The sequence below is a fragment of the Saccharopolyspora tripterygii genome, from assembly GCF_054778355.1.
The window spans coordinates 1-19768 of sequence record NZ_BAAGZP010000026.1 but is presented as its reverse complement, the minus strand read 5'-3'; the positions used below and the strand labels follow the sequence as shown (position 1 = coordinate 19768).

At 64.5% G+C, this 19768-nt stretch carries 16 protein-coding genes; 10 read left to right on the top strand and 6 right to left on the bottom strand.

Annotated elements, in window-relative coordinates; genetic code table 11:
• Window positions 1-97 precede the first annotated feature (97 nt).
• Genes ACYVF3_RS19675 through ACYVF3_RS19655 form a run of 5 tightly spaced genes read left to right on the top strand, consistent with a single transcriptional unit; the run spans window position 98 to window position 5566 of the window.
• On the top strand, window positions 98-1045 hold the full coding sequence (locus ACYVF3_RS19675) for an FAD binding domain-containing protein (RefSeq protein ID WP_461155692.1): 948 nt from the start codon (window positions 98-100) through the stop codon (window positions 1043-1045).
• A complete protein-coding gene (locus tag ACYVF3_RS19670) occupies window positions 1042-1548 on the top strand; it encodes a (2Fe-2S)-binding protein (RefSeq protein WP_406689296.1) in 507 nt (168 codons plus the stop codon). Before ACYVF3_RS19675 ends, ACYVF3_RS19670 begins: the two co-directional genes overlap by 4 nt.
• Entirely contained in the window at window positions 1545-3965 is a 2421-nt protein-coding gene (locus tag ACYVF3_RS19665) for a xanthine dehydrogenase family protein molybdopterin-binding subunit (protein WP_461155691.1), read from the top strand. Before ACYVF3_RS19670 ends, ACYVF3_RS19665 begins: the two co-directional genes overlap by 4 nt.
• A complete protein-coding gene (locus ACYVF3_RS19660) occupies window positions 3966-4283 on the top strand; it encodes a hypothetical protein (protein ID WP_406689298.1) in 318 nt (105 codons plus the stop codon).
• Entirely contained in the window at window positions 4283-5566 is a 1284-nt protein-coding gene (locus ACYVF3_RS19655) for a flavin monoamine oxidase family protein (RefSeq protein WP_406689299.1), read from the top strand. Before ACYVF3_RS19660 ends, ACYVF3_RS19655 begins: the two co-directional genes overlap by 1 nt.
• 676 nt (window positions 5567-6242) lie before the next feature.
• On the opposite strand, the gene ACYVF3_RS19650 is transcribed toward ACYVF3_RS19655, so the two are convergent.
• The 3 genes from ACYVF3_RS19650 to ACYVF3_RS19640 all read right to left on the bottom strand — a co-directional run bounded on the left by ACYVF3_RS19650 (window position 6243) and on the right by ACYVF3_RS19640 (window position 8954).
• Window positions 6243-6728, bottom strand: coding sequence for a (2Fe-2S)-binding protein (locus ACYVF3_RS19650; protein WP_406689300.1), 486 nt, complete (start codon window positions 6726-6728; stop codon window positions 6243-6245).
• Window positions 6725-7600, bottom strand: coding sequence for an FAD binding domain-containing protein (locus ACYVF3_RS19645; RefSeq protein ID WP_406689301.1), 876 nt, complete (start codon window positions 7598-7600; stop codon window positions 6725-6727). Before ACYVF3_RS19645 ends, ACYVF3_RS19650 begins: the two co-directional genes overlap by 4 nt.
• Window positions 7601-7739: 139 nt before the next feature.
• Entirely contained in the window at window positions 7740-8954 is a 1215-nt protein-coding gene (locus ACYVF3_RS19640; protein WP_461155690.1) for a PucR family transcriptional regulator, read from the bottom strand.
• Window positions 8955-9023: 69 nt separating this feature from the next.
• On the opposite strand from ACYVF3_RS19640, the gene ACYVF3_RS19635 reads away from it, so the two are divergent.
• Entirely contained in the window at window positions 9024-10247 is a 1224-nt protein-coding gene (locus ACYVF3_RS19635) for a PucR family transcriptional regulator (RefSeq protein ID WP_406689304.1), read from the top strand.
• A 790-nt stretch (window positions 10248-11037) separates the two neighbouring features.
• Here ACYVF3_RS19635 and ACYVF3_RS19630 read toward each other — a convergent pair.
• Entirely contained in the window at window positions 11038-11733 is a 696-nt protein-coding gene (locus ACYVF3_RS19630) for a DsbA family oxidoreductase (protein WP_406689305.1), read from the bottom strand.
• Between the two features lie 242 nt (window positions 11734-11975).
• On the opposite strand from ACYVF3_RS19630, the gene ACYVF3_RS19625 reads away from it, so the two are divergent.
• Window positions 11976-12278, top strand: a complete 303-nt coding sequence (locus ACYVF3_RS19625; RefSeq protein ID WP_406689306.1) for a hypothetical protein — start codon at window positions 11976-11978, stop codon at window positions 12276-12278.
• Between the two features lie 5 nt (window positions 12279-12283).
• On the opposite strand, the gene ACYVF3_RS19620 is transcribed toward ACYVF3_RS19625, so the two are convergent.
• Window positions 12284-13684: an NAD(P)/FAD-dependent oxidoreductase gene (locus tag ACYVF3_RS19620; RefSeq protein ID WP_406689307.1), complete on the bottom strand. Its 1401-nt coding sequence runs from the start codon at window positions 13682-13684 to the stop codon at window positions 12284-12286.
• Between the two features lie 74 nt (window positions 13685-13758).
• On the opposite strand from ACYVF3_RS19620, the gene ACYVF3_RS19615 reads away from it, so the two are divergent.
• The gene (locus ACYVF3_RS19615; RefSeq protein ID WP_461155689.1) at window positions 13759-15336 is read left to right on the top strand and encodes a PucR family transcriptional regulator; all 1578 of its coding nucleotides are present in this window, start codon (window positions 13759-13761) and stop codon (window positions 15334-15336) included.
• On the opposite strand, the gene ACYVF3_RS19610 is transcribed toward ACYVF3_RS19615, so the two are convergent.
• Entirely contained in the window at window positions 15305-16174 is an 870-nt protein-coding gene (locus ACYVF3_RS19610) for a bifunctional methylenetetrahydrofolate dehydrogenase/methenyltetrahydrofolate cyclohydrolase (RefSeq protein ID WP_406693235.1), read from the bottom strand. The genes ACYVF3_RS19615 and ACYVF3_RS19610 overlap by 32 nt on opposite strands.
• 203 nt (window positions 16175-16377) lie before the next feature.
• Between ACYVF3_RS19610 and ACYVF3_RS19605 the strand changes: the two genes are divergently transcribed.
• The gene (locus ACYVF3_RS19605) at window positions 16378-18825 is read left to right on the top strand and encodes a GcvT family protein (RefSeq protein WP_461155688.1); all 2448 of its coding nucleotides are present in this window, start codon (window positions 16378-16380) and stop codon (window positions 18823-18825) included.
• On the top strand, window positions 18822-19673 hold the full coding sequence (purU, locus tag ACYVF3_RS19600) for a formyltetrahydrofolate deformylase (protein ID WP_461155687.1): 852 nt from the start codon (window positions 18822-18824) through the stop codon (window positions 19671-19673). Before ACYVF3_RS19605 ends, purU begins: the two co-directional genes overlap by 4 nt.
• The last annotated feature ends 95 nt before the right edge of the window (window positions 19674-19768 follow it).

The following is a 19768-nucleotide window of genomic DNA, read 5'->3' as shown; positions in this document are numbered from 1 at the left end:
GCTGGGCGGCGATTCACACCATCAGCAAACGCCTCACCTGAGTTCAGGAACAAGCTCTTAAAGAACACGCTTAACCACTCCACTGGGCCCACCAGATGTGCACAAACGAGCGTCGTGGATTTGTCAGTGTTTGTCAGAGCGCGAGGTGTGGACGTGCGTCACAGTGGGTCAGCCCACACGACAGGAGAACGCTGTGAAACTACCCCCGCTGCGGTACGTAGCACCGCGAACCGTCGAAGAGGCGTGCGCCTTGCTCGATGCAGACGAGGACGCCAAGATCATCGCTGGCGGACAGAGTCTGATGCCGCTATTGGCCATGCGGCTCGCGATGCCGTCGACGCTCGTCGATCTCGGCCGGGCACCGGACCTCGGCCGAATCGAAGAAGCAGGCGAGTATCTGCGCATCGGGGCGATGACCACGCACGAGCGAGTGATCACGTCGCCCCTCGTACGAGATCGCTTGCCGCTGCTGGTCGATGCCGGACGCAACATTGCGCACGTCCAGATCCGGTCACGCGGCACCATCGGTGGTTCGATTGCGCACGGTGACAATGCGGGCGAGTGGCCCCTAGCACTGCTGACACTAGGAGGGTCAGTTGAGGTGCAGAGCGTGCGAGGCCGCCGATTGATCCCGGCCGAGGAGCTCTTTCTGGGCCCGTACATGACGAGTATCCAGTCGGACGAGGTCCTCACCCACGTATGGCTGCCGACTCGTACCAGCGGTTGGAGCTTTCACGAGGCGGCCCGCAGGGCGGGTGACTACGGCCTCGCGTTGGTGGGGGTGTGCCTTGACCTCGCGGCGGGCACATGCACCGCTGCGACGCTCGTCGTGGGCGCTGCGGCGGGCACTGTCCAACGGGTTACGGCCGCGGAGGACGCCATCGTCGGGTCCGAGGTGGACGCGCGCGCAGCTCGATCTGCCGGCGAAGCAGCGGCTGCATCGCTGTCGTTCATCTCAGATATCCACGGGACCCGCGAATACCGCGCCCATCTCGTCGCGGGCCTGGTCGAGCGTGCAGTAGTAGAGGCAGGAGGTCGCCGATGACCACGGAAGCCCAACCGGCTGAGTATCTCGACGTGACGTTTGGCGTTAACGGCCGGGAGATCACTACCCGGGTCGCCTCACGCGACACGTTGGCCGATCACCTTCGAGGTCAACTCGGGCTGACCGGTACGAAATTGGGCTGTGAGCAGGGAGTGTGCGGATCATGCACAGTGCTGCTCGATGGCAAGCCGGTCAGATCGTGTCTGATGTTGGCAGCACAGGCAGGCGGACATGAGTTGCGTACAGTGGAAGGTTTGGCCCAGGGCGAGTCGCTGTCCTCGTTGCAGGAATCCTTTCGGCGCCAGCAAGCGCTGCAGTGCGGCTTCTGCACGGCAGGGTTCTTGATGTCGGCGAAGGCGCTCTTGGCGGACAATCCGCAGCCCACGCGGGAGGAAGTTGTGGAGGGCCTGTCCGGCTGTCTGTGCCGCTGCACCGGCTACGAAAAGATTGTCGAGGCTGTCTTGGAGGCGGCCCACGGCGACGAGAACGGGGGCGGGGAATGACAGGCGCGGATGCGACGAACCAGCTGACTGGACTTCACACAGCAACGCCGCAGGTCGCGGCACGCTCCGTGGGGGCGCGTGTGCAGCGGCAGGAAGACCCGCGGTTGCTGACCGGCCGTGGGCAGTATCTTGCTGATGTATCGCTGCCGGGGCAACTCTATGCCGCGTTTGTGCGCAGCCCCGTTGCGCATGCCCGGATTTCTGAAATCGACGCGAGTCCAGCCGTCGGCCTTCCCGGCGTGCATCTCGTGTGGACTGGCGCTGACGTCGCCGGGTTCTGCGATGGTGTCGAAGGCACGTTCAATGTCGACGGTTGCTTTTCTACGTTCATGCCGATCCTGGCCACCGACGTCGTGCGTTATGTCGGCGAGCCGGTGGCGGTGGTAGTCGCGGAGAGCCGTGCGCTGGCCGAGGATGCTGCTGAGTTGGTTTCTGTAGATTTCGATGAGTTGCCGGTCGTTCTCGATCCACTGGCGGCTCGCGAGGGAGGCCCGGTCGCCAATGAGCAACTGAGTGACAACATCGGCCTCCGTGGAGGAGCGACGTTCGGTGACGTCGATGCTGCATTCAAGGACGCGCATCGTGTAGTGGAAGCGACATATTACACCGGTCGGGTGGCCGCCTTGCCGATGGAGACTCGTGGATGCATCGCCTCATACGACTGGACGAGCCAGGACCTCCGCTTTTGGACTTCGAGTCAGGTCCCGCACTATGTGCGGTATTGCTTGACCGCTTACTTGGGTTTTCCTGAGCACCGGGTCGAGGTGCTCACTCCCGATACCGGAGGTGGGTTCGGGCAGAAGGCGCACTTGCATCCAGAGGAGCTTCTCGTCGCGTTGCTCGCGCGGGAAGTGGGGTCGCCGGTTTCCTGGGTTGAGGACCGGCGGGAGAACCTCATGGCGGCAACCCATGCGCACGAGCAGTTCGTCACCATCGCATATGCTCTCGATGAGCAGGCAAATATTGCTGCCGTGCGAACTCATGCTCTCGGTGACGGCGGTGCCTACCATTCACTACCATGGTCCATGGCCGTTGAGCCTTGGTGCGCGGCCACTGTCACACCAACAGGCGCCTACGATGCCCCCGCGGCGGCGTACATTTACGAGGCGACCGCTACCAATAAATCGCCGGTCGGCGCTTACCGTGGGGTCGGCTACATGGCTGGGACGCTTGCCCGCGAGGTCCTCGCCGATGAGGCTGCTCGGGCATGCGGGATGTCGCCGTTCGAATTCCGCCGCCAGAACGTGGTCAAGGACTTTCCGTGGGTGAACCCGCAGGGAGTCTCCTTCGATGAAGGAAGCTGGCTGGAGACCATCAACATGTTGGAAAAGATGGTCGACTACCCAGCGTTCCTCGCGCGGCAGTCCGAGGCGAGGGAACAGGGCCGATATCTCGGTTTGGGTTTGAGCGTCTTCGTGGAGAGCAGCGGCGAGAGCACCGCAATGAGTTTCGCTCACGGCCTCGGAGACCTCTATCACGACACCGCGACGGTCCGCATGGACCCGAACGGATGTGCCACGGTCACCATCGGCTTGACGACGCAAGGCCAGGGTAACCGTACGACAATGGCCCAGGTCGCTGCGGACATGCTTGGGATCCCGTATGAGAACGTCACCGTACGGGCCGGCGAGTCGACTTCGTATGCCTACGGTTCCGGGACTCTCGGCAGCCGCGGGGCGGTCGTCGCGGGCGGAGCCGTGAGCCGTGCCGGTTATGTGCTCCGCGAGAAGATCATGGCTGTTTCTGCGAAAATGCTCGAGGCTTCTCCGGAGGACATCGTCCTGGAAGATGGTTTCGCACGCGTTGCCGGGGTCCCGGACGCTGTTGTCAGCGTGGCCGATGTCTGTACTGCGATCTATTTCGACAATACCGTGTGGTCGGATGGGTTCGATCCCACGATGGAAGCTACTGCGGCTTACGATCCGGCGCGGCCGATGTTTTCCAACGGAGGCCATGCGATGATTGTCGAGGTCGATCCGTTCACCGGATTCGTCACGGTCGAAAAGGTATTCTCGGTGGAGGATAGCGGCACCGTCATCAATCCCGACATCGTGGATGGCCAAATCCGCGGTGGAGTGGTCCAGGGGATTGGAGCAGCCCTCTTCGAGAGGCTTGTCTATGACAGTGACGGTCAATTGCAAACTACGACTCTGCTTGACTACCAGGTGCCGACCATGGACGTTTCTCCTCCGTTCGAGATCGCCCACCTGTGCTCTCCCTCTGCGCATACCGCGTATGGCATCAAGGGCATGGGTGAGTCGGGGCTTATTGCCGCTCCAGCGGCGGTTCTGAATGCTGTGAACGACGCCCTGGTGCCCTTTAACGCTGTCATCCGAGAATTGCCGGTAGCTCCGGACCGTGTATTCAACGCGATCAAGAAGTCCGGTGGATACCAGAATGCTTCATCATCGTCCTGAGTGGCCGCGGCGACGCCGTACTACGGGTACAGATATCTCGCCGCGCTGTCTCCCTACCTACGGGTGCTGTCGGACATGTTGATCTACATCAGCTCGATATTGGTGCTGGGGAGTATCGGCGAGCTCATTCTGGGCAAGGCTGTTGCATGCGTGGCCGGAGCCGTGGGTGTCGGATGGTTACACGTCAGCTCCATCGTGAACCCAAAGGAGACGACCCTGGACCACATGACCTGGGGCGTCCCTTTGGCGATCGGTGCTCTGATCATGAGTATGCGTCCGCTGCTGGCTCCTCGAGGCACGGTTGAAAAGGAGAAGTGATGGTCTACGACACGATCGTCGTCGGTGCGGGGTTCGCCGGCCTGCGCACGGCGCGCGAGCTTGCCTCAGCCGGGCAATCGGTGATCCTTCTCGAAGGGGGGAATCGACTCGGTGGCCGTGCCTATCGTCGCCGGTCGCTGACATCACCGTCGACCTGGGTCGAGCTCGGTGGTGCCTACATCTCCCGGCACCACCATCCTCGCGTTGCTACCGAGATCGACCGCTATGGCCTAGGGACAGAACCCGCTGCGCCGGCCACGGTTTTTCGCAACAGACTCGGTGCGGGTGAACACAACTCGGCGTTCCCTATCCCCATCGAGGAGGCCACCGAGGCCGAAGCCGGACTGTATCGCCTGCTGCGCGATGCGCACCGGATCGACGTCGATGCGGGTTTAGATCGACAGGGCCTCGACGAACTGGACATCCCGCTGCTCGAGTATGTCGAGTCGCTGAAACTGCCTCCGGTGACACGCCAGTTGGTTCTGTCGTGGGCCTGGAACATGATGGGCCAACCCGTCGACGAGGCGTCCGCACTGTGGGTGCTGCAGTTCGTCGCCGCGCACGGCTACAGCGTGTTCGGGATCGTGTTGTCCATTGATGAGGTGCTTACCGATGGCACGTCAGCGTTGGTCGAGGCGATGGCGAAGGACGTTCCTGAGGTGCGATGCGGTGCGGTCGTGAACGCAGTACGGCAGCGGTCGGCGGGCGTCGAAGTCGTGGTTGACAGTGACGAAGTGTTCCAGGCCCGGCATGTCGTTCTCGCTACACCGTTGAACACCTGGCGCAACATCGACTTCGACCCGCCGCTGCCCGCCGACCAACGGGCCTTGGCGGACGATGGCCATGGCGGCCGGGGTTTGAAGCTGCTGATCCAGGTGAGCAATGTGCCAGCGGGGATATCCTGCACCGGCGACGGTGTACTGCCGACGCTCTATGATTACATGGCGGCCGAGGATGGAGGTCGAATCCTGGTGGGGTTCACCGACTCCAGCTCCTTCGATCCCACCGACGAGGAAGCGGTGACCACCGCAGTCAAGTATTACCTGCCCGGGGCCACGGTGGCCGGGGTCGACTACCATGATTGGACGCGCGACCCGCTGTTTCTTGGTCCGTGGGTTTCACCGAGAGTTGGCCAGTTTAGCAGGGTGCATAAAGCCCTTGGTGATCCGCATGGAGCGGTTTATTTTGCCGGTTCTGACGTGTCGTTGCGTTTCCCGGGATATATCGAGGGCGCGTTGGAGACGGCCGACCGGGTAGTCGCGGAGATTCTTGAGCGCAATTGATGGGCGATGTGAATGGGCGGGCTCGCAGTCGCGCGAGCCCGCCCATTCACATGGGTGGGAGCAGCAGCTGCTTGTTACGCGTTATGTGATTGGTGTCGGCTGACGAGGCCTGACTTGAGGGGACGATTCCTCCGGCGTGTGTAAGTGCGGCCAACGCATCCGCTGCGCGCAAATATCTGTTCGATGGCCCACCATAATGCCCTGCAGCCGTTACTACCGTCATCTTGTGCAGCGGTGTCGGACTCGTCCGATCGCGCGGTGGCAGTGGAAGATTGGGGTCTCCCGGCAATGCGCGAGCAAGTGAGTCAAAACACCACCGTGACTGGGCGAAGCCGGTCTGCTCGAACGGTTCAGCTTCCCGCACCATCTGACCACGGCGGCGCCCGCACAGGTCGTGGCACGCATGGAGGCGATGCGCCGAAAACACAAGTTTCGGCGCATCGCTCGCCTTCGATCTGGTCGTGGAGGACGTTATGGTCTCGTTCCATACTGCGAGCCATCCACGCACGCTGGCCCGGCCATATAGCACAGCGATGTAGAAGAAGGTCGGCCTCTGGTGGGCGTTCGCCCGGCCACGGCCTCGGCACCGAACCTGTGTCACCTCGACCGCACACCACCGCCGGAAACTCAGGCACCAGGCTTCAAACCAGCGTCACCAAACCACGGCCTTAGATGGTTAGTCGTCCTCGCCGCGGCCCTGCAAGGCACGCTCGGTCGCTTCGACGATCTGCTGGTAACCAGTGCACCGGCACAAGTTCCCTGAAATCGCTTCACGGATTTCTTCGCAGTTCAAGGGCTCTCCGCTGTCGTAAACAGGTTTCAGAGTCATCAGGAAGCCGGACGTGCAGAACCCACATTGGAGGGCGTGGCATTCGGAGAACGCCTCCTGCAGGGGGTGCATGCCGGCTCCAGCGGGTTCTGCCAGGCTCTCCACCGTCTCGACCTCGCAGCCGTCAGCTTGCACAGCGAGCGTGATGCAGGATCGGGTCGGCGCACCGTCGAGCAGGACCGTGCATGATCCACATACGCCGTGTTCACACCCCACTCTTGTGCCACGTAGTTGCAGGTCGTGTCGGATGAAGTCGGCGAGGAGCCGGCGGGGCTCTACTTGTTTCTTGTAGGTCTGTCCGTTGACGACCACGCTGATTCCGTACCCGTTCACCTGCTGCTCCTTGCTCTGCTGGCGGCGGTGGTGACGGCGCGGACCACAGTCGCTGTGATGACGTGGCGGCGATAGTCGGAGCTGCCGTGCAGCGTCGCCATCGGCTCGAGCTCCGTGCTTGCAAGGTGCGCGGCCGCCTGCGCGTCCGACGGTGTGACCGACGTGCCGACGAGCGCGGCCTCCGCCTCACCACGCCGTGTAGGTATGGGGCCTCCGCCGAGGACGGTGATTCGGGCGCGAGTACAAACGCCTGCTTCGTCGAAGGTCAACGCGCTCGCGGCGCCGCCTATGGCATAGTCGCCGTGTCGACGGGCGAATTCGGTGAAGGCGCAACCCGTCCGCGCGGGAAGTTTCGGGACCGCCACGTCGACGATCATCTCGTCGTCGTCCAACGCACTGACGAGATGGCCGACTGACAGATCGTGAATCCCGAGTTGCCGATCTCCGTTGGGGGATCGCACCGTGACTGTCGCTTCGAGAGCGAGCAGGGCCACCGGTAGTTCTGCCGAGGCGTCGGCGTGCGCTAGAGAGCCACCGATGGTGCCCCGGTTGCGAATCTGCGGATGTGCGATCCAGCTGGCAGCCTCGCGGAGGAGGGGAAGGTGATCGGCAATCGTCGACGAGGTTTCGAGGCGACGGTGTCGCGTGAGCGCGCCGATGCGGATGATGTCATCATCAACGATGATGTCGGAGACCCGCGGAATGCGGTTGATGTCGATCAGCACCGAGGGACGCGCCAAGCGGAAGTTGAGCAGCGGTACCAGGCTCTGACCGCCGGCCAGGAGCTTCGCCTCGTCTCCTGCCTCGTGCAGATGATTGACTGCGGCGTCGATGGAGTCGGCGACGACATAGTCGAACGGCGGCGGCTTCATAGTACCGGCCTTCCGAAGACCGAAATGTTCATGCGCCCACTATGGCTTCCTGCTCGGGGCCGCGCACCACAGTGAACGACAAGGAACGTGTCGTCGTTGCTGACATCCGAGTACTGCAGAAGTCGGTCCGACCGCAGCACTAGATTCGGACTACGGGATCAACTTGGGAGTTGGTGCGCGAGATGGTCCGCAGGACGGCGAGAAGTCGCAGTGCGACGCTGAGTTCGTTGCGTCGCTCAATGACGTCGATGCCTAGCGATTCTTCGACGGTGCGGAGTCGGTAGGCCACTGTGCGCTCGTGCACTCCCAGCTGCGCCGAAGCCTTCGCAGCATTGCAGCCCGTTGCGAAGTACGACCGCACGGTCTCGCACAGTACCTCGGTCCGCGCGTCACTCAGGTCCAGCCGGCCCAGTTCTTGAGTGACCAGGTCTCTGGCGGCCTGCAGGTCGTGCAGAAACAATGTTTCCAGTGCGACGTCCGTGTACCAAGTGACCTGCCTATTCGTCAACCAAGCGAGGCGATAGGCACGCCACGCTTGATGGTGGCTCGTACGGAAGCCCCCCGGCCCGTCGGCCAGACCGCCGAAGGCGACTCCTGTTCCCTGTGCTGGCACGTACTCAGCTCGCAGCCGCTCATGTGCGGAGGCGCGGTCGTCCAGGGCAAACCACGCCAAAGTCGTCCCTGAGATGCTCCCGACTGAGAGGTTCACGTGGGTGCCGGCGGTAGTGGCGATGTCCTGGATCGTGAGATCAGGCCGATCGCCCCAAACCACTGCCGCCAGGTGGGCAGCATCGAGCGGGTAGTTGACTTTCGGCAATGCGTTGGCACGGCCGGCGAGCACGTCCCGGATAACCGACCGCAGTCGTCGATCGCGAGACTGGAAGAAGAACTGGCGCTGCTCGTCCTGGTATGCGCACACCACGGCGGACACAACGGTGTCATTCCAGCGAAAGTGGAATTGAGACATGTGCTTCTGGACGATGAGCTGTTGCTCTGGATCAGGGATCAGGGTCGCGGTTTCGCTCAGCACCACGTCCCAGATCGCGGCTTGCGCCACACGGTAGGTCTGGACGAGAGTGTTGAGGTCGAGTCCGGCCTGAGCGGCGCTGCGTGCTTCGATGGTTGCTTCGCGCAGCACGTCCTCGTTCGGCTCCGGTGCGCCGGAGATGCCCATGCTGAACGACCGCAGCGCAGCTGCGATTCGCTCCGTTTCGTGAACGGTCAATGCCGGATCGAGATCGGCCGTGTACGCCGGAACCTCCTCACGCAAGCGACGGTGCACCATGGCGATCAGCTCAGGTAGCCGTTCGACAAGGGCACGGCTTGTGGCGTGGATCGGATCGACGTCGAACACAGGAACAGCGTAGTTATTCACGAGGCCGTAGGTCTATCCCCAGGTCTCGGGCATGGGTAAAATCTGTCCGTGTCGATCGAATCCGGGCTTCGGCGAGTGACTGACGCGGTGCGGGAACGGACACCGGAACTGTACGATGTGATCCGCGGTCGGCTTCAGACCGAGCCGCTCGAGTACTCCATGGCGGGTAACGAGCAACTGTCGGCGGCCGAGTCCGAGGCCATCACAGCTTCGCTCCGGGATGTGCTGGACTACATCGCCGACGGCAGTACCGGATCCGTCCGGGCCTCGAACGAAGCACTGCGCGAGGTGCGCTTGGCTGCGCGGGCCGGCGTAAGTTTGCAACCGTTTCTGCAGGGTTCGCGCGTCGCTCAGTCTGTGACGTGGGATTTCGTGCTCGAAGAGGCGTACCGCCTGCTCGAGGACACCCCCGAACGGGTAGCCGTGCTTCGACGCGCCAGTGCCAATCACTTCGCATGGAACGAGATTGTCTCCGGTGCCATCATCGAAGCGTTCGAGCAGGAGAGTTCGGTTTATGCTCTGCAGAGCCGGGAGCGGCGCAAGATGACCACGTTGAACGCGCTGCTCGCTGGCCTGCCAGTTGACACGGCTGAGCTTGAATATGCTTTCGACGGGCCTCATCTGGCAGCCCAAGTGTGGGGCGCAACGCCAGACCCCGTAGCCCGGTTGATCGGGGCCAGGGCCGGTCGGCGCCCCCTGGTCGGTGTCACCCACCAGGGTGATGGCTATATCTGGGTGCCGTGGTCGCCCCGACTCGGCCCACCGTCCGAGCGACTGGCTGAAGTCGAATGGCCGGACGGCGCGAGGGTGGCGTTCGGTGCCCTCAGGGAGGGAGTCGAAGGATTCCGTTTGAGCCATCGGCAAGCGGGCGAGGCTCGCGCAGTGGCTGAGGCACTGGGACTCGTGGAAGTCTGGTACGACGATGTCGTACTTGAAGCCCTGGCGATGCACGACCTCCCCGCGACGCGCGCCTTCGTCCTTGACGAGCTTGAACCGCTGGGCGACGTCCTCGACCCGGACAATGTATTGATCGAGACCTTGCGCACGTACTTCGAGGTCGGCGAGAACGCCGTAGTCACGGCTCAGCGACTCGGCGTGCACAGCCGGACGGTAGCGTACCGGCTGAGGTCGGTAGAATCGAAGATGGGAGCCGAGGGGATGAGCCGGGATGAATTGCCTACCGCACTGCGGTTGGTCAAGCTTGTTACATCGATCGGTGAGGATGAGCTGTCAGCAGTAACCCATCCCAGTCTAGCGACACCGGCGCTGTGAGGTTGCCGGGACACTCAAATGCTAGCGCCGTAATCGGAAGTATTCTTTCCGATTAGGTTTGGTGATGATCTTGCTGGGGGTCTTTGGTCCAGGGGATCCGCAGTGTTTGTTTCAGCCTCGAATGAAGCGCTGATCCTGGCGACAAGTTCGATTCGGGATATTGCGTTATGCAGCAATTCTGTCGCGCTGGGATTGCGAAGCGGAAGTCGGCCATGACCCGCCTGGCGTGAATCATGCCGCTGGTCGCCGATGGGCTATCCGAGGCTGGGATCGCCCAATGGGCGGGCACGTCGGTGTCTGCAGCAGTGGTGCAGCCGCGCCGGCGGCGGCGCCGCGCTGCGTGACTAGCCGTGCTCGGGCGCCCGCGCACGGTGGACGTGGTCGCCATCGTCGTCAGGGCGCTGAAACCGTGGCCGAGAAGACTGAGCGCGGGGCTACTATGTATGTCCGATTCGTCTGCGGCAAAAGAGTCGCATCTGCTTGCACGTTTCATCCGCGTGCGGCTCGTGCGTTTCAGTGATTCGATCGGCTCCATCCACCAAGGAGTGTTCAAGTCCGCGCTGTCAGTTCAGCCTGACCGAGCGGTTGGCGATTCGTACGTCCACCAAGAACGCGCCAGCCGGGCAGCGGCTCCTAGGGCTGTTAAACGCGTTTACGAGATCCGTCTTCGTGGAGGGGGTTCCATATTCCCGCCCGTGAGGACGGATGCTCGCTGCGGCCGCACCTCGATATCACGCTGTGGTCGTTAGGTGAGCAGGTGGCTCGTGCAGGATAAGCAGGGCCATCTCCATCATGTAATGTCTGCAACTACCTTTTCCGCCCACAGCGAGTCGTAACTGACAAAGCGCGGAACGCCACCGTCTTGCGGTGGCGCAGTCCAGTGGTAGTCGACTCCCGGGTTGTGCAAGCCGGCGTGATTTGCGTTGATGAACAGGTGCGGGCTGCCCGAGATATCCGGGCTTTGGGCAGTCTGCCAGTGTTGGTGGACCTCGCGGATTCCAGCTCCACGCGCGAGTGCTCCGTCTAGGGCGGCCGCGTCGACTGACGGGCAGGACGCGGCGACCTCGATAATCTCGCTGAGGATACTGATGCAGCGCCCGTCCCTGTAAAAGGCATGGCGTAGCGCGGTGTCAAGTTCGTCGCTGCCGACGAGTCCACCCACCTGATCAGCCTTCGCTGCCTGAACCGCGGCCAATGCCGGCAGCATGGTGACAGGATAGGTGCTGTCCGGGGCGGTCCAAGGCTGCCAGCCAAGTTCGGGCCGTAATCCGGCGATCGCCACGATCTCTGCGTCGATGATCGGCTTGGGCGTTCCACGGCGGTTGAACAGCTCGAGAGGGAAGGCGCGGTGGTCGATGGTGAGCCGGACGCCGGCTCGGGCTGCGGCCGCCTGCAATGTATGCAGGGCCAGGGACGCCCAGGGGCAGCCGATGTCTGACCAAATGGTCACGATGCGGGGCGACGGGTTGCGGGCCGGATCACTCATGGCACCAGTGTGTACGGGAATGTCCAGGGCGGACATGCAGCGAGAGAACAAGATTGCGCGCTTTTTGTCACATATCGACAGTGAATAGTCGGCTGCTCCATTCACCCAGTCCTACAGCGATGGGGCTACCAATGCCGTATCGATCGTACTCTGGCCTATTTTGCGCGCCCGCGATCAAGATCTCTGTCCGGCCTGGCCCTTACCGCTATCCGGAGGTTTCACGCACGATTTAACGCGCCACCGTGAAGACGAAAGATGTGGCCGACAACACTGCTGATGATGTGCTGGATCTGATGGACACCGAGACGGCGATGCTGGCGGTCCGGTTACGTGACATTCCGGCGTTCTACCGGTCTGGGGCCTCCGTCGTCGAGAACCATAGGAGTAGCAATCATGCGCGGCGCAGATGCCGCCGCCAAGTCGCCCAACAGCCGATCGATCCCGCGTTGGAAGAGCTTGCTGGCGGTTACGAAGAGGCCGGTACGGAGCTTAACGCGGCGGTACTGGATCATGAGCAGGTACCGCCACGCACGTCGTGCCGCTGATGGAATCAGCGCCCGGAGACACGATTGGCCAGCCGAGCAGCCAGGGACGTGACGTCGGAAGTCGATCGGGTCTCACGGTGGTCGGCGACGCGGTAGACCGCGTACAGGGCACTGGCGCCGATCCACCGCAGGGGTTCGGGCTCCCATCGGCGGGTCGTGCGTCCCACCCACGGCAGTGCTGTGAGCTCCGTGGACTCGCCTCGGATGAGATCGCGAAGCGTGCGGGCAGCGAGGTTGGTTCCGGTCAGGCCGTGGCCGACGTACCCGCCGGCTTCAGCGATCCCGGTCGCCTCGTCGAAACGGACCGCGGCACACCAGTCGCGTGGCACGCCGAGGACCCCGGTCCAGGTGTGGTCCAGCCCGGCCGACGCGGCGGAGGGAAAGAAATTGCGCAACGTCGCTTTGAGCTGGTCGACGGCCTTGGCAGCGGTGCGTCCGTTGCGGTCGAAGCGGGAGCCCGGATTGTAGGGCACACCGCGGCCGCCGAGCGCGATCCGGCCATCGTTGGTGCGGTGGGCGTAGGTGAAGCTGTGCGCCTTGTCGCCGAGCAGGACCGGGCGTTGCCAGCCGATCTCGTCCCAGACAGGGGTAGGGAGTGGTTCGGTGATGATCATACTGCTGTTCATCGGCAGCATCGTGCGGCGATGTCCCTTTAGAGTACGTGTGTAGCCCTCCAGCGCCCGTACGACCACGTCGGCGCGGACCGTTCCGTGGCGGGTCACGGCGGCGTGCGGCTCGATGCTGTCGACGGCAGTGCTTTCGTGAATGGTCACGCCAAGCCGCTCGACGACGTCGGCGAGTCCTCGGACGAGCTTGCCCGGGTGAATGCGCATGCCGTGGGGCGTCCACACTCCGCCCAGTGCCCCGTTCACCCGGACCCATTTGGCGGTGGATTCGGCGTCGAGGATCCTGAGATCATTCGCGTCCCACCCCCACTGACGCAGTTGCTCTGCGTGAGTCAGAGCGCGTTGCCACTGGGGAAGATTCCGTGCGACGTGCAGAACTCCGTCGCGTTCCTGGTTGGCATCGATGGCCTCTTCGGCCAGGACTTTCGCGACCTCGTCTATCGTGCTGAACATCGCGCGCTGCAGACTGCGGGCCGACTCGACGCCGTGCGTTCTGGCGTAGCGCTGCAGCTGCCCGGGGGGTTCGGCGCTGATCCAGCCGCCGTTGCGTCCGGATGCCCCGAAGCCGGCATACTCCCTCTCCAGTAAGACGATGTCCAGCTCAGGGTTGGACTTCTTGAGGTAGTAGGCCGTCCACAGCCCGGTCAATCCGGCTCCGACGATCGCGACATCCGCGGAACGGGATCCGTCCAGTGGTGGCCGATAAGCCGAGGCTCCGACCTGCCGCAGCCAGAACGACGCTGCACCGTTGGTCAGGTCTGGAAGGGAATCGGATTGCACTAGCTTTTCCTTTCGGTGGGCCACAAATGGTGTGGTGGGCACAGCAGTGGGTGTTAACCGTGCGCGGTTCTCCAATGGGCCTCGCGGCACCGCGGTTTCGGTCGATCAGTGCCAGCCGCTCGCTGCTGTGTGACTATGACGGCGTGAGTCTGACCGTAGAAAACCTGGTTGAGGACCCGCTGATTCGGACCCGGATCGTCGCGGGCTCCTCCGGGGGCGGCCGCATGGTCACGTGGGCGCACACCTGTGAGCTCACCGATCCGTGGAACTGGTTGGGCAGCGGCGACCTGCTGATGACCGACGGCTACGGGTTCCCCGCCGACCCGGAGGACCAGGCGGAGTTCGTCCGCAATCTGGCCCGCGTGAACATTGCGGGTCTGGCACTGGCCGAGGGTTTCGCCGCTCCGCCGTTGACATCGCGGGCGGTGGAGGTCGCCGATCAGCTGGCGTTCCCGGTGCTGATGACCGAGCGCAACGTACCGTTCGTGACCATCGCCAGGCGGGTCGCCGAGAGCGACAGCAGCCGCTCCAGCATCCGATCGACGCGGGTCCTGCGGTTGTACGACGTCTTGCGACGAACCCACCTCGACGAGGCCGACGCCGACGCCCTGCTCGACAACCTCGCACGCGAGATCGGCGCGCGGTTGCACGTCATCGAACTGCGTCGCGGACGCGAATTGCTGCCCACAGGACGACCGCTCCCAGACAAGGTCCGCGTCGCCGCGCTGGAGGTGATCCGCGCTCGCGACGGCGTTCTTCCGGCCTCGACGCGGCTGCAGCTGGGTGACGAGGTGACCGGACTGCTCCTGCCCGTGGCACGGCAGAACAACGCGGCCATGATCGTCTATACGCAGGGCTCGGGGGAGTTGCCGGATCTCGTATTGGCTCAGCACGTCGCGATGATCGCCGAGCTCGACGTCGAGCGTCGGGCGGCGCGGGCACTGCAGGCGCGCGAGGTTCGATCGACACTGGCCAGGCGGCTGTTGGAAGCGAGCATCTCGTTGGAGGCCGCGGCGGCGCAGCTGGAGTCGGCCGGGTTGGGGCCGGGGCCGTGGCGGGTGTCGGCGTGGCAGCCGCGCGACGCGGCGAACGAGGCCGACCTTTCCGCCGACCTGTCCGGTCTCGACATCGCGCACCTGTCCACGACCAAGGGCGATCTGCATGTAGTGATCCTTCCCGACGAGTCCTACGTCGAGCCGCTGAATGAGGCGCTGGGGGTGAACGGGGCCGTGGTGGGCGTAAGCCAGCCGGTGCTGTCCGCGGCACGGATCAGCGACGCGTGGCGCGAAGCCCGGTGGGCGCTGGAGGCCGCACATTCGTCGGCATCGGGTAGCGCAGCGTACGGGGCGCGGGGCTCGTACTTCATGCCCAGGACCGTCGCCGAGGGCGAGGCCGTCGTGGACCGCCTGCTCGGTCCGCTGCTGGAATACGACCGGGCGAACGACACACGACTCGTCGCCTCGCTGATGGCGTTTTTCGAGGCCAACCGGTCCTGGCAAGAGGGCGCGAAGCGCCTCGGGATCCACAAGCACACGCTGGTCTACCGGATGAAGAAGGTCGAGCATTTGCTGGGCATGGACCTGCGCGACTCGGGTACGCAAGCTGAACTGTTCCTCGCGCTCAAGACATGGCAGCTGCTGCAGCTCGACTGAACAGATCGGCGCGGCGTTCGGCGAGCTCGACGACGTTGGTTAGCAGCATGGCCCGCGTCATCGGCCCGACACCCCCGGTGGCGCGCGTCCATTTCCCGGCCACCCTCTCCACGGCGGGGTGTACGTCGCCGAGGATGCCCTCGACCGTACGGGTCAGACCCACGGAGAGCACCGCCGCACCCGGGTTGACCCAATCAGGTTTGACCAGGTGGGCGACTCCGGCGGCCGCGATGACGACGTCGGCCACCCGGGTGTGTGCGGCGATGTCGGTGGTGGCCTCGTGACACAGGGTAACGGTCGCGTGCTCGCTGGGGCGGGTCAGCATCAGGCTCAGCGGACGGCCGACGGTGGTGCCGCAGCCGATCACGCAAAACTGAGCGCCGGTGATCGGCACGTTCTCTCGGCGCAGGAGTTCGAGGATGCCTCGCGGCGTGCACGGCAGCGTGCCGGGCTGGCCGAGGACGAGGCGCCCGAGGTTCGTCGGGTGAAGCCCATCGGCGTCCTTGTCGGGATCGACGGCGGCGAGCACAGCGTGCGTGTCGACGTGTGATGGCAGGGGCAACTGGACGATGAACCCGGAACAGTCGGGCTCGTTGTTGAGCCGGTGCACCGCCGCGACGATCTGGCCCTGCGACGCGTCGGCGGGCAGATCGATCCGCAGCGACCGGATCCCGACCTCGGCGCAGTCGCGGTGCTTGCCCGCGACGTATGACTGTGAGCCGTGGTCGTTGCCCACCATGATCGTGCCGAGGCCCGGTCGCCTGCCGAGCGCGGCGAGGTCGTCGATGCGTTCGCGCAGCCCAGCCCGAATCTCGCGCGCGGCCAGTTTTCCGTCCATCGTGACAGCGGTGTGGTGCACGGTTTTCCCCTTGATCTCGTGACGAAATCCCGGCCCCTCCGACGATTCAGCGACACCGGCGACAAGGGCAACTGGTCGATCGCACAACACCGACGTGGGTGTTTGGCCGATCGTTGCATGGAGTCGGGTGGCGCCGAGACGGGAGCGTGTGATGGAAGCGACACACACGGGAAGGGGGCTCCATGGGCAAGGCGGTGCCGGAGCGGGCACGGGTAGTCATCGTCGGCGGCGGGATCATCGGTGCCAGCACCGCGTACCACCTCGCGTGCCGAGGGTGGACCGACGTCGTGCTTCTGGAGATGAACACGCTGACCTCGGGCACGACGTGGCACGCCGCAGGTCTGGTCACGCAGGGACGCGCCACCGACGGCACGCGCGAGATCGTGCAGCGCAGCCTCGGGGTCTTCCGCAACCTCGAGCAAGACACCGGCTTCGCCACGGGCTTCGTCGAGACCGGGACGATGAACCTGGCCACCTCCCCGGAACGTCTCGAAGAGCTCGAACACCAGGCCAGCGCGGTCGCCAGCAGCGGCGTCGACGCCCGGATCCTCAATGTTGAGCAGACGCTGGAGCTGCATCCGCTCATCAACGGCGACGGCCTGCACGGCAGCCTCTACTTCCCGCGCGACGGCCGGGGCAACGCCACCGACACGACGATCTCTCTGGCGCGCGGAGCGAGCCAGCGGGGCGTCACCGTCGTCGAGGGCGTGCGGGTGCTCGACGTGCTCACGCACGGCGACCGGGTGACCGGAGTGCGCACCGCTGACGGCGACATCGATGCCGAATTCGTCGTCAACGCGACCGGGATGTGGGGCCGCGAGTTCGCCGCGCAGGTCGGGGTAGCAGTGCCGCTGCAGGCGCTGGCCCACTACTACGTGGTCACCGAACCGATCGAGGGGCTGCAGCGCAACCTGCCGACCGTCAAGTGTGGCGACGACTACTCCTACCTCAAGGACGACGGCGGATCGCTCATGGTTGGCTTCTTTGAGCCGGGCAGCTACCCGTGGGCCAGCGACGGGATGCCGGACAGCTCCGGGTTCGTGCAGCTGCCCGAGGACTGGGATCATCTCGGGCCGTACTACGAGAAGGCGATCGAGCGGTACCCGATTCTGGAAGACGCCGGAATCCAGCTGCACTTCTGCGGACCCGAAAGCTTCACGCCCGACGGGCAGTTCCACCTCGGCGAGGCGCCGAGCCTGCGGAACTACTTCGTGGCAGCCGGTTTCAACTCGGTCGGCTTCCTGTCCGGACCGGGCGCCGGTTCGGTGCTGGCCGACTGGATCGTCGACGGCCGCAGCCCCATCGACCTCACCGAGACCGACCTGGGGCGGGTGCAGCGCCACGAGCTCAACCGCCGCTTCCTTGAGACGCGGGTCGTCGAGTCGCTGGATCTGTCCTACGAGATCCATTGGCCGTTCCAGCAGCGCACGACCGCACGCAACCTGCGGCTGAGCCCGGTGCACCAGAAAGCGGCCGAGGCGGGCGCGGTCTTCGGCGAGGGCTGCGGCTGGGAGCGCGCGAACTGGTACGCACCGGAGGGTGTGGCGCGCGAGTACCGCTACTCGTTCGGCAGGCAGAACTGGTTCGAGCACTCCGCGGCCGAGCACAGGGCAATCCGCGAGAACATCGGAGTTATCGACACCTCGTCGTTCGGCAAGATGCTCGTCCAGGGACGCGACGCCGCGCGGGTCTTGCAGCGAGTGTCGGCCAACAACGTCGACACCGACCCCGACCGAATCGTCTACACGCAGTGGCTCAACCCCTTCGGCGGCATCGAAGCCGACGTGACCGTTACCCGGCTGTCCGAGGCCAAGTTCCTCGTGCTGTCCGGTCCGGCCACCTTCAACCGGGACCTGGCCTACCTGCGTCGCCAGATCGGCGACGACGAGTTCTGCACGGTCGCCGACGTCAGCGGCACGATGGCGATGCTCGCGGTGATGGGCCCGGAATCCCGGCGACTGCTGCAGCCGCTGACCGACTGCGACCTCTCCGCTGAGGCGTTCCCGTTCGGGCGTTCCGCCGAGATCGACCTCGGCTTCGGTTTCGTGCGAGCGACTCACGTCACCTACGTTGGCGAGCTCGGCTGGGAGCTGCTGGTGCCCACCGAGATCTCGCACCACATCTGGGACACGCTCTTCGACGCGGGCGCGCCGCTGGGCCTACGTCCGGTCGGCTACCACGCGATGAACTCGCTGCGGCTGGAGAAGGGGTTCCGCAGCTGGGGCCACGACATCTCCTCGCGCGACAACCCCTTGGAAGCGGGGTTGGGATTCGCCGTCAAATGGGACAAACCAGGCGGCTTTATCGGGCGGGATGCCCTCGCCGCGGCCAAGGAGGCCGGCACCGAGCGTCGGCTCGTGCAGTTCCTACTCGAAGACCCCGAGCCGATCCTGCTGCACGACGAGCCGATCTTCCGTGACGGACAGCGTGTCGGCCGCGTCGCCTCTGCGCAGTACGGCCACACGCTCGGCGGCTCCGTGGCGCTGGGCTGGGTCTGGGCCGACGGGCCCGAGGAACGTGCCTGGTTCGAGAAAGGGCTCTACGAAATCGAGATCGCGGGACGACGTGTTCCTGCCCGAGCCTCGCTGCGACCGATGTACGACCCCAAGTCCGAGAGGCCCAAGTCATGAGCAACAACCTCGTTCTTACCCTGTCGTGCCCCGACCGGGCCGGGATTGTGGCCGCGGTGGGCGGCTTCCTCGCCGATCGCGGCTTCACCATCCGGGACAGCCAGCAGTACGGAGACGACGAGACCGGACTGTTCTTCATGCGCGTGCACGCCGCTGCTGAGGATCCCGTCCGGTTCACATCGATGCGGAGCGATTTCGCCGCGCTCGCTGAGGGTTTCGAGATGTCGTGGGAAATCCACGACCCAGGGCAGCGGCAGCGTCTGCTGGTGATGGCCTCACGCGAGAGCCACTGCCTCAACGACCTGCTGCATCGGGTACGTACCGGATCGCTGCGCGCGGAGATCGTCGCGGTGGTGTCAAACCACCCGGACGTGCGCGACCTCGTGGAGTGGCACGGCATCCCGTTCCACCACGTCCCCGTGACGGCGGAGACGAAGCCGGAGGCCGAGGACCTGCTGCGCAAACTCGTCGTCCGCTACGACGCCGAAACCGTCGTGCTCGCCCGCTACATGCAGATCCTGTCCGACTCGCTGTGCGAAGATCTGCGCGGCCGCGCGATCAACATCCACCACAGCCTGCTGCCGAGCTTCAAGGGGGCCAAGCCCTACAAACAGGCGCACGCCCGAGGTGTCAAGGTCGTGGGCGCCACGGCGCACTACGTGACCGCGGTCCTCGACGAGGGACCGATCATCGAGCAGGACTTCGCCCGCGTGGACCACACGCTGTCGGCCGCGGATCTGACCCAGCTCGGCAAGGACCTCGAAGCGCTGGCACTGGCGCGCGCGGTGGCGGCACACGCCGAACACCGCGTGCTGATGAACGGCACCAAGACCGTCGTTTTCCGGTAGCGGTCACCGCTTGTTCACACCGACAGGGCGGCTTGGCCGGGACTGCCCAGGCTTTGGTTGACACGCGGGGTTGAGTGGTGTCAGGCCGCTGTAGC

Coding starts and splice junctions, on each gene's coding strand:
- ACYVF3_RS19615 (WP_461155689.1), top strand. CDS start 13,759: ATGGGCCTCGCGGCACCGCGGTTTCGGTCGATCAGTGCCAGCCGCTCG.
- ACYVF3_RS19630 (WP_406689305.1), bottom strand. CDS start 11,733: ATGAGTGATCCGGCCCGCAACCCGTCGCCCCGCATCGTGACCATTTGG.
- ACYVF3_RS19665 (WP_461155691.1), top strand. CDS start 1,545: ATGACAGGCGCGGATGCGACGAACCAGCTGACTGGACTTCACACAGCA.
- ACYVF3_RS19655 (WP_406689299.1), top strand. CDS start 4,283: ATGGTCTACGACACGATCGTCGTCGGTGCGGGGTTCGCCGGCCTGCGC.
- purU (WP_461155687.1), top strand. CDS start 18,822: ATGAGCAACAACCTCGTTCTTACCCTGTCGTGCCCCGACCGGGCCGGG.
- ACYVF3_RS19610 (WP_406693235.1), bottom strand. CDS start 16,174: ATGGACGGAAAACTGGCCGCGCGCGAGATTCGGGCTGGGCTGCGCGAA.
- ACYVF3_RS19605 (WP_461155688.1), top strand. CDS start 16,378: ATGGGCAAGGCGGTGCCGGAGCGGGCACGGGTAGTCATCGTCGGCGGC.
- ACYVF3_RS19670 (WP_406689296.1), top strand. CDS start 1,042: ATGACCACGGAAGCCCAACCGGCTGAGTATCTCGACGTGACGTTTGGC.
- ACYVF3_RS19645 (WP_406689301.1), bottom strand. CDS start 7,600: ATGAAGCCGCCGCCGTTCGACTATGTCGTCGCCGACTCCATCGACGCC.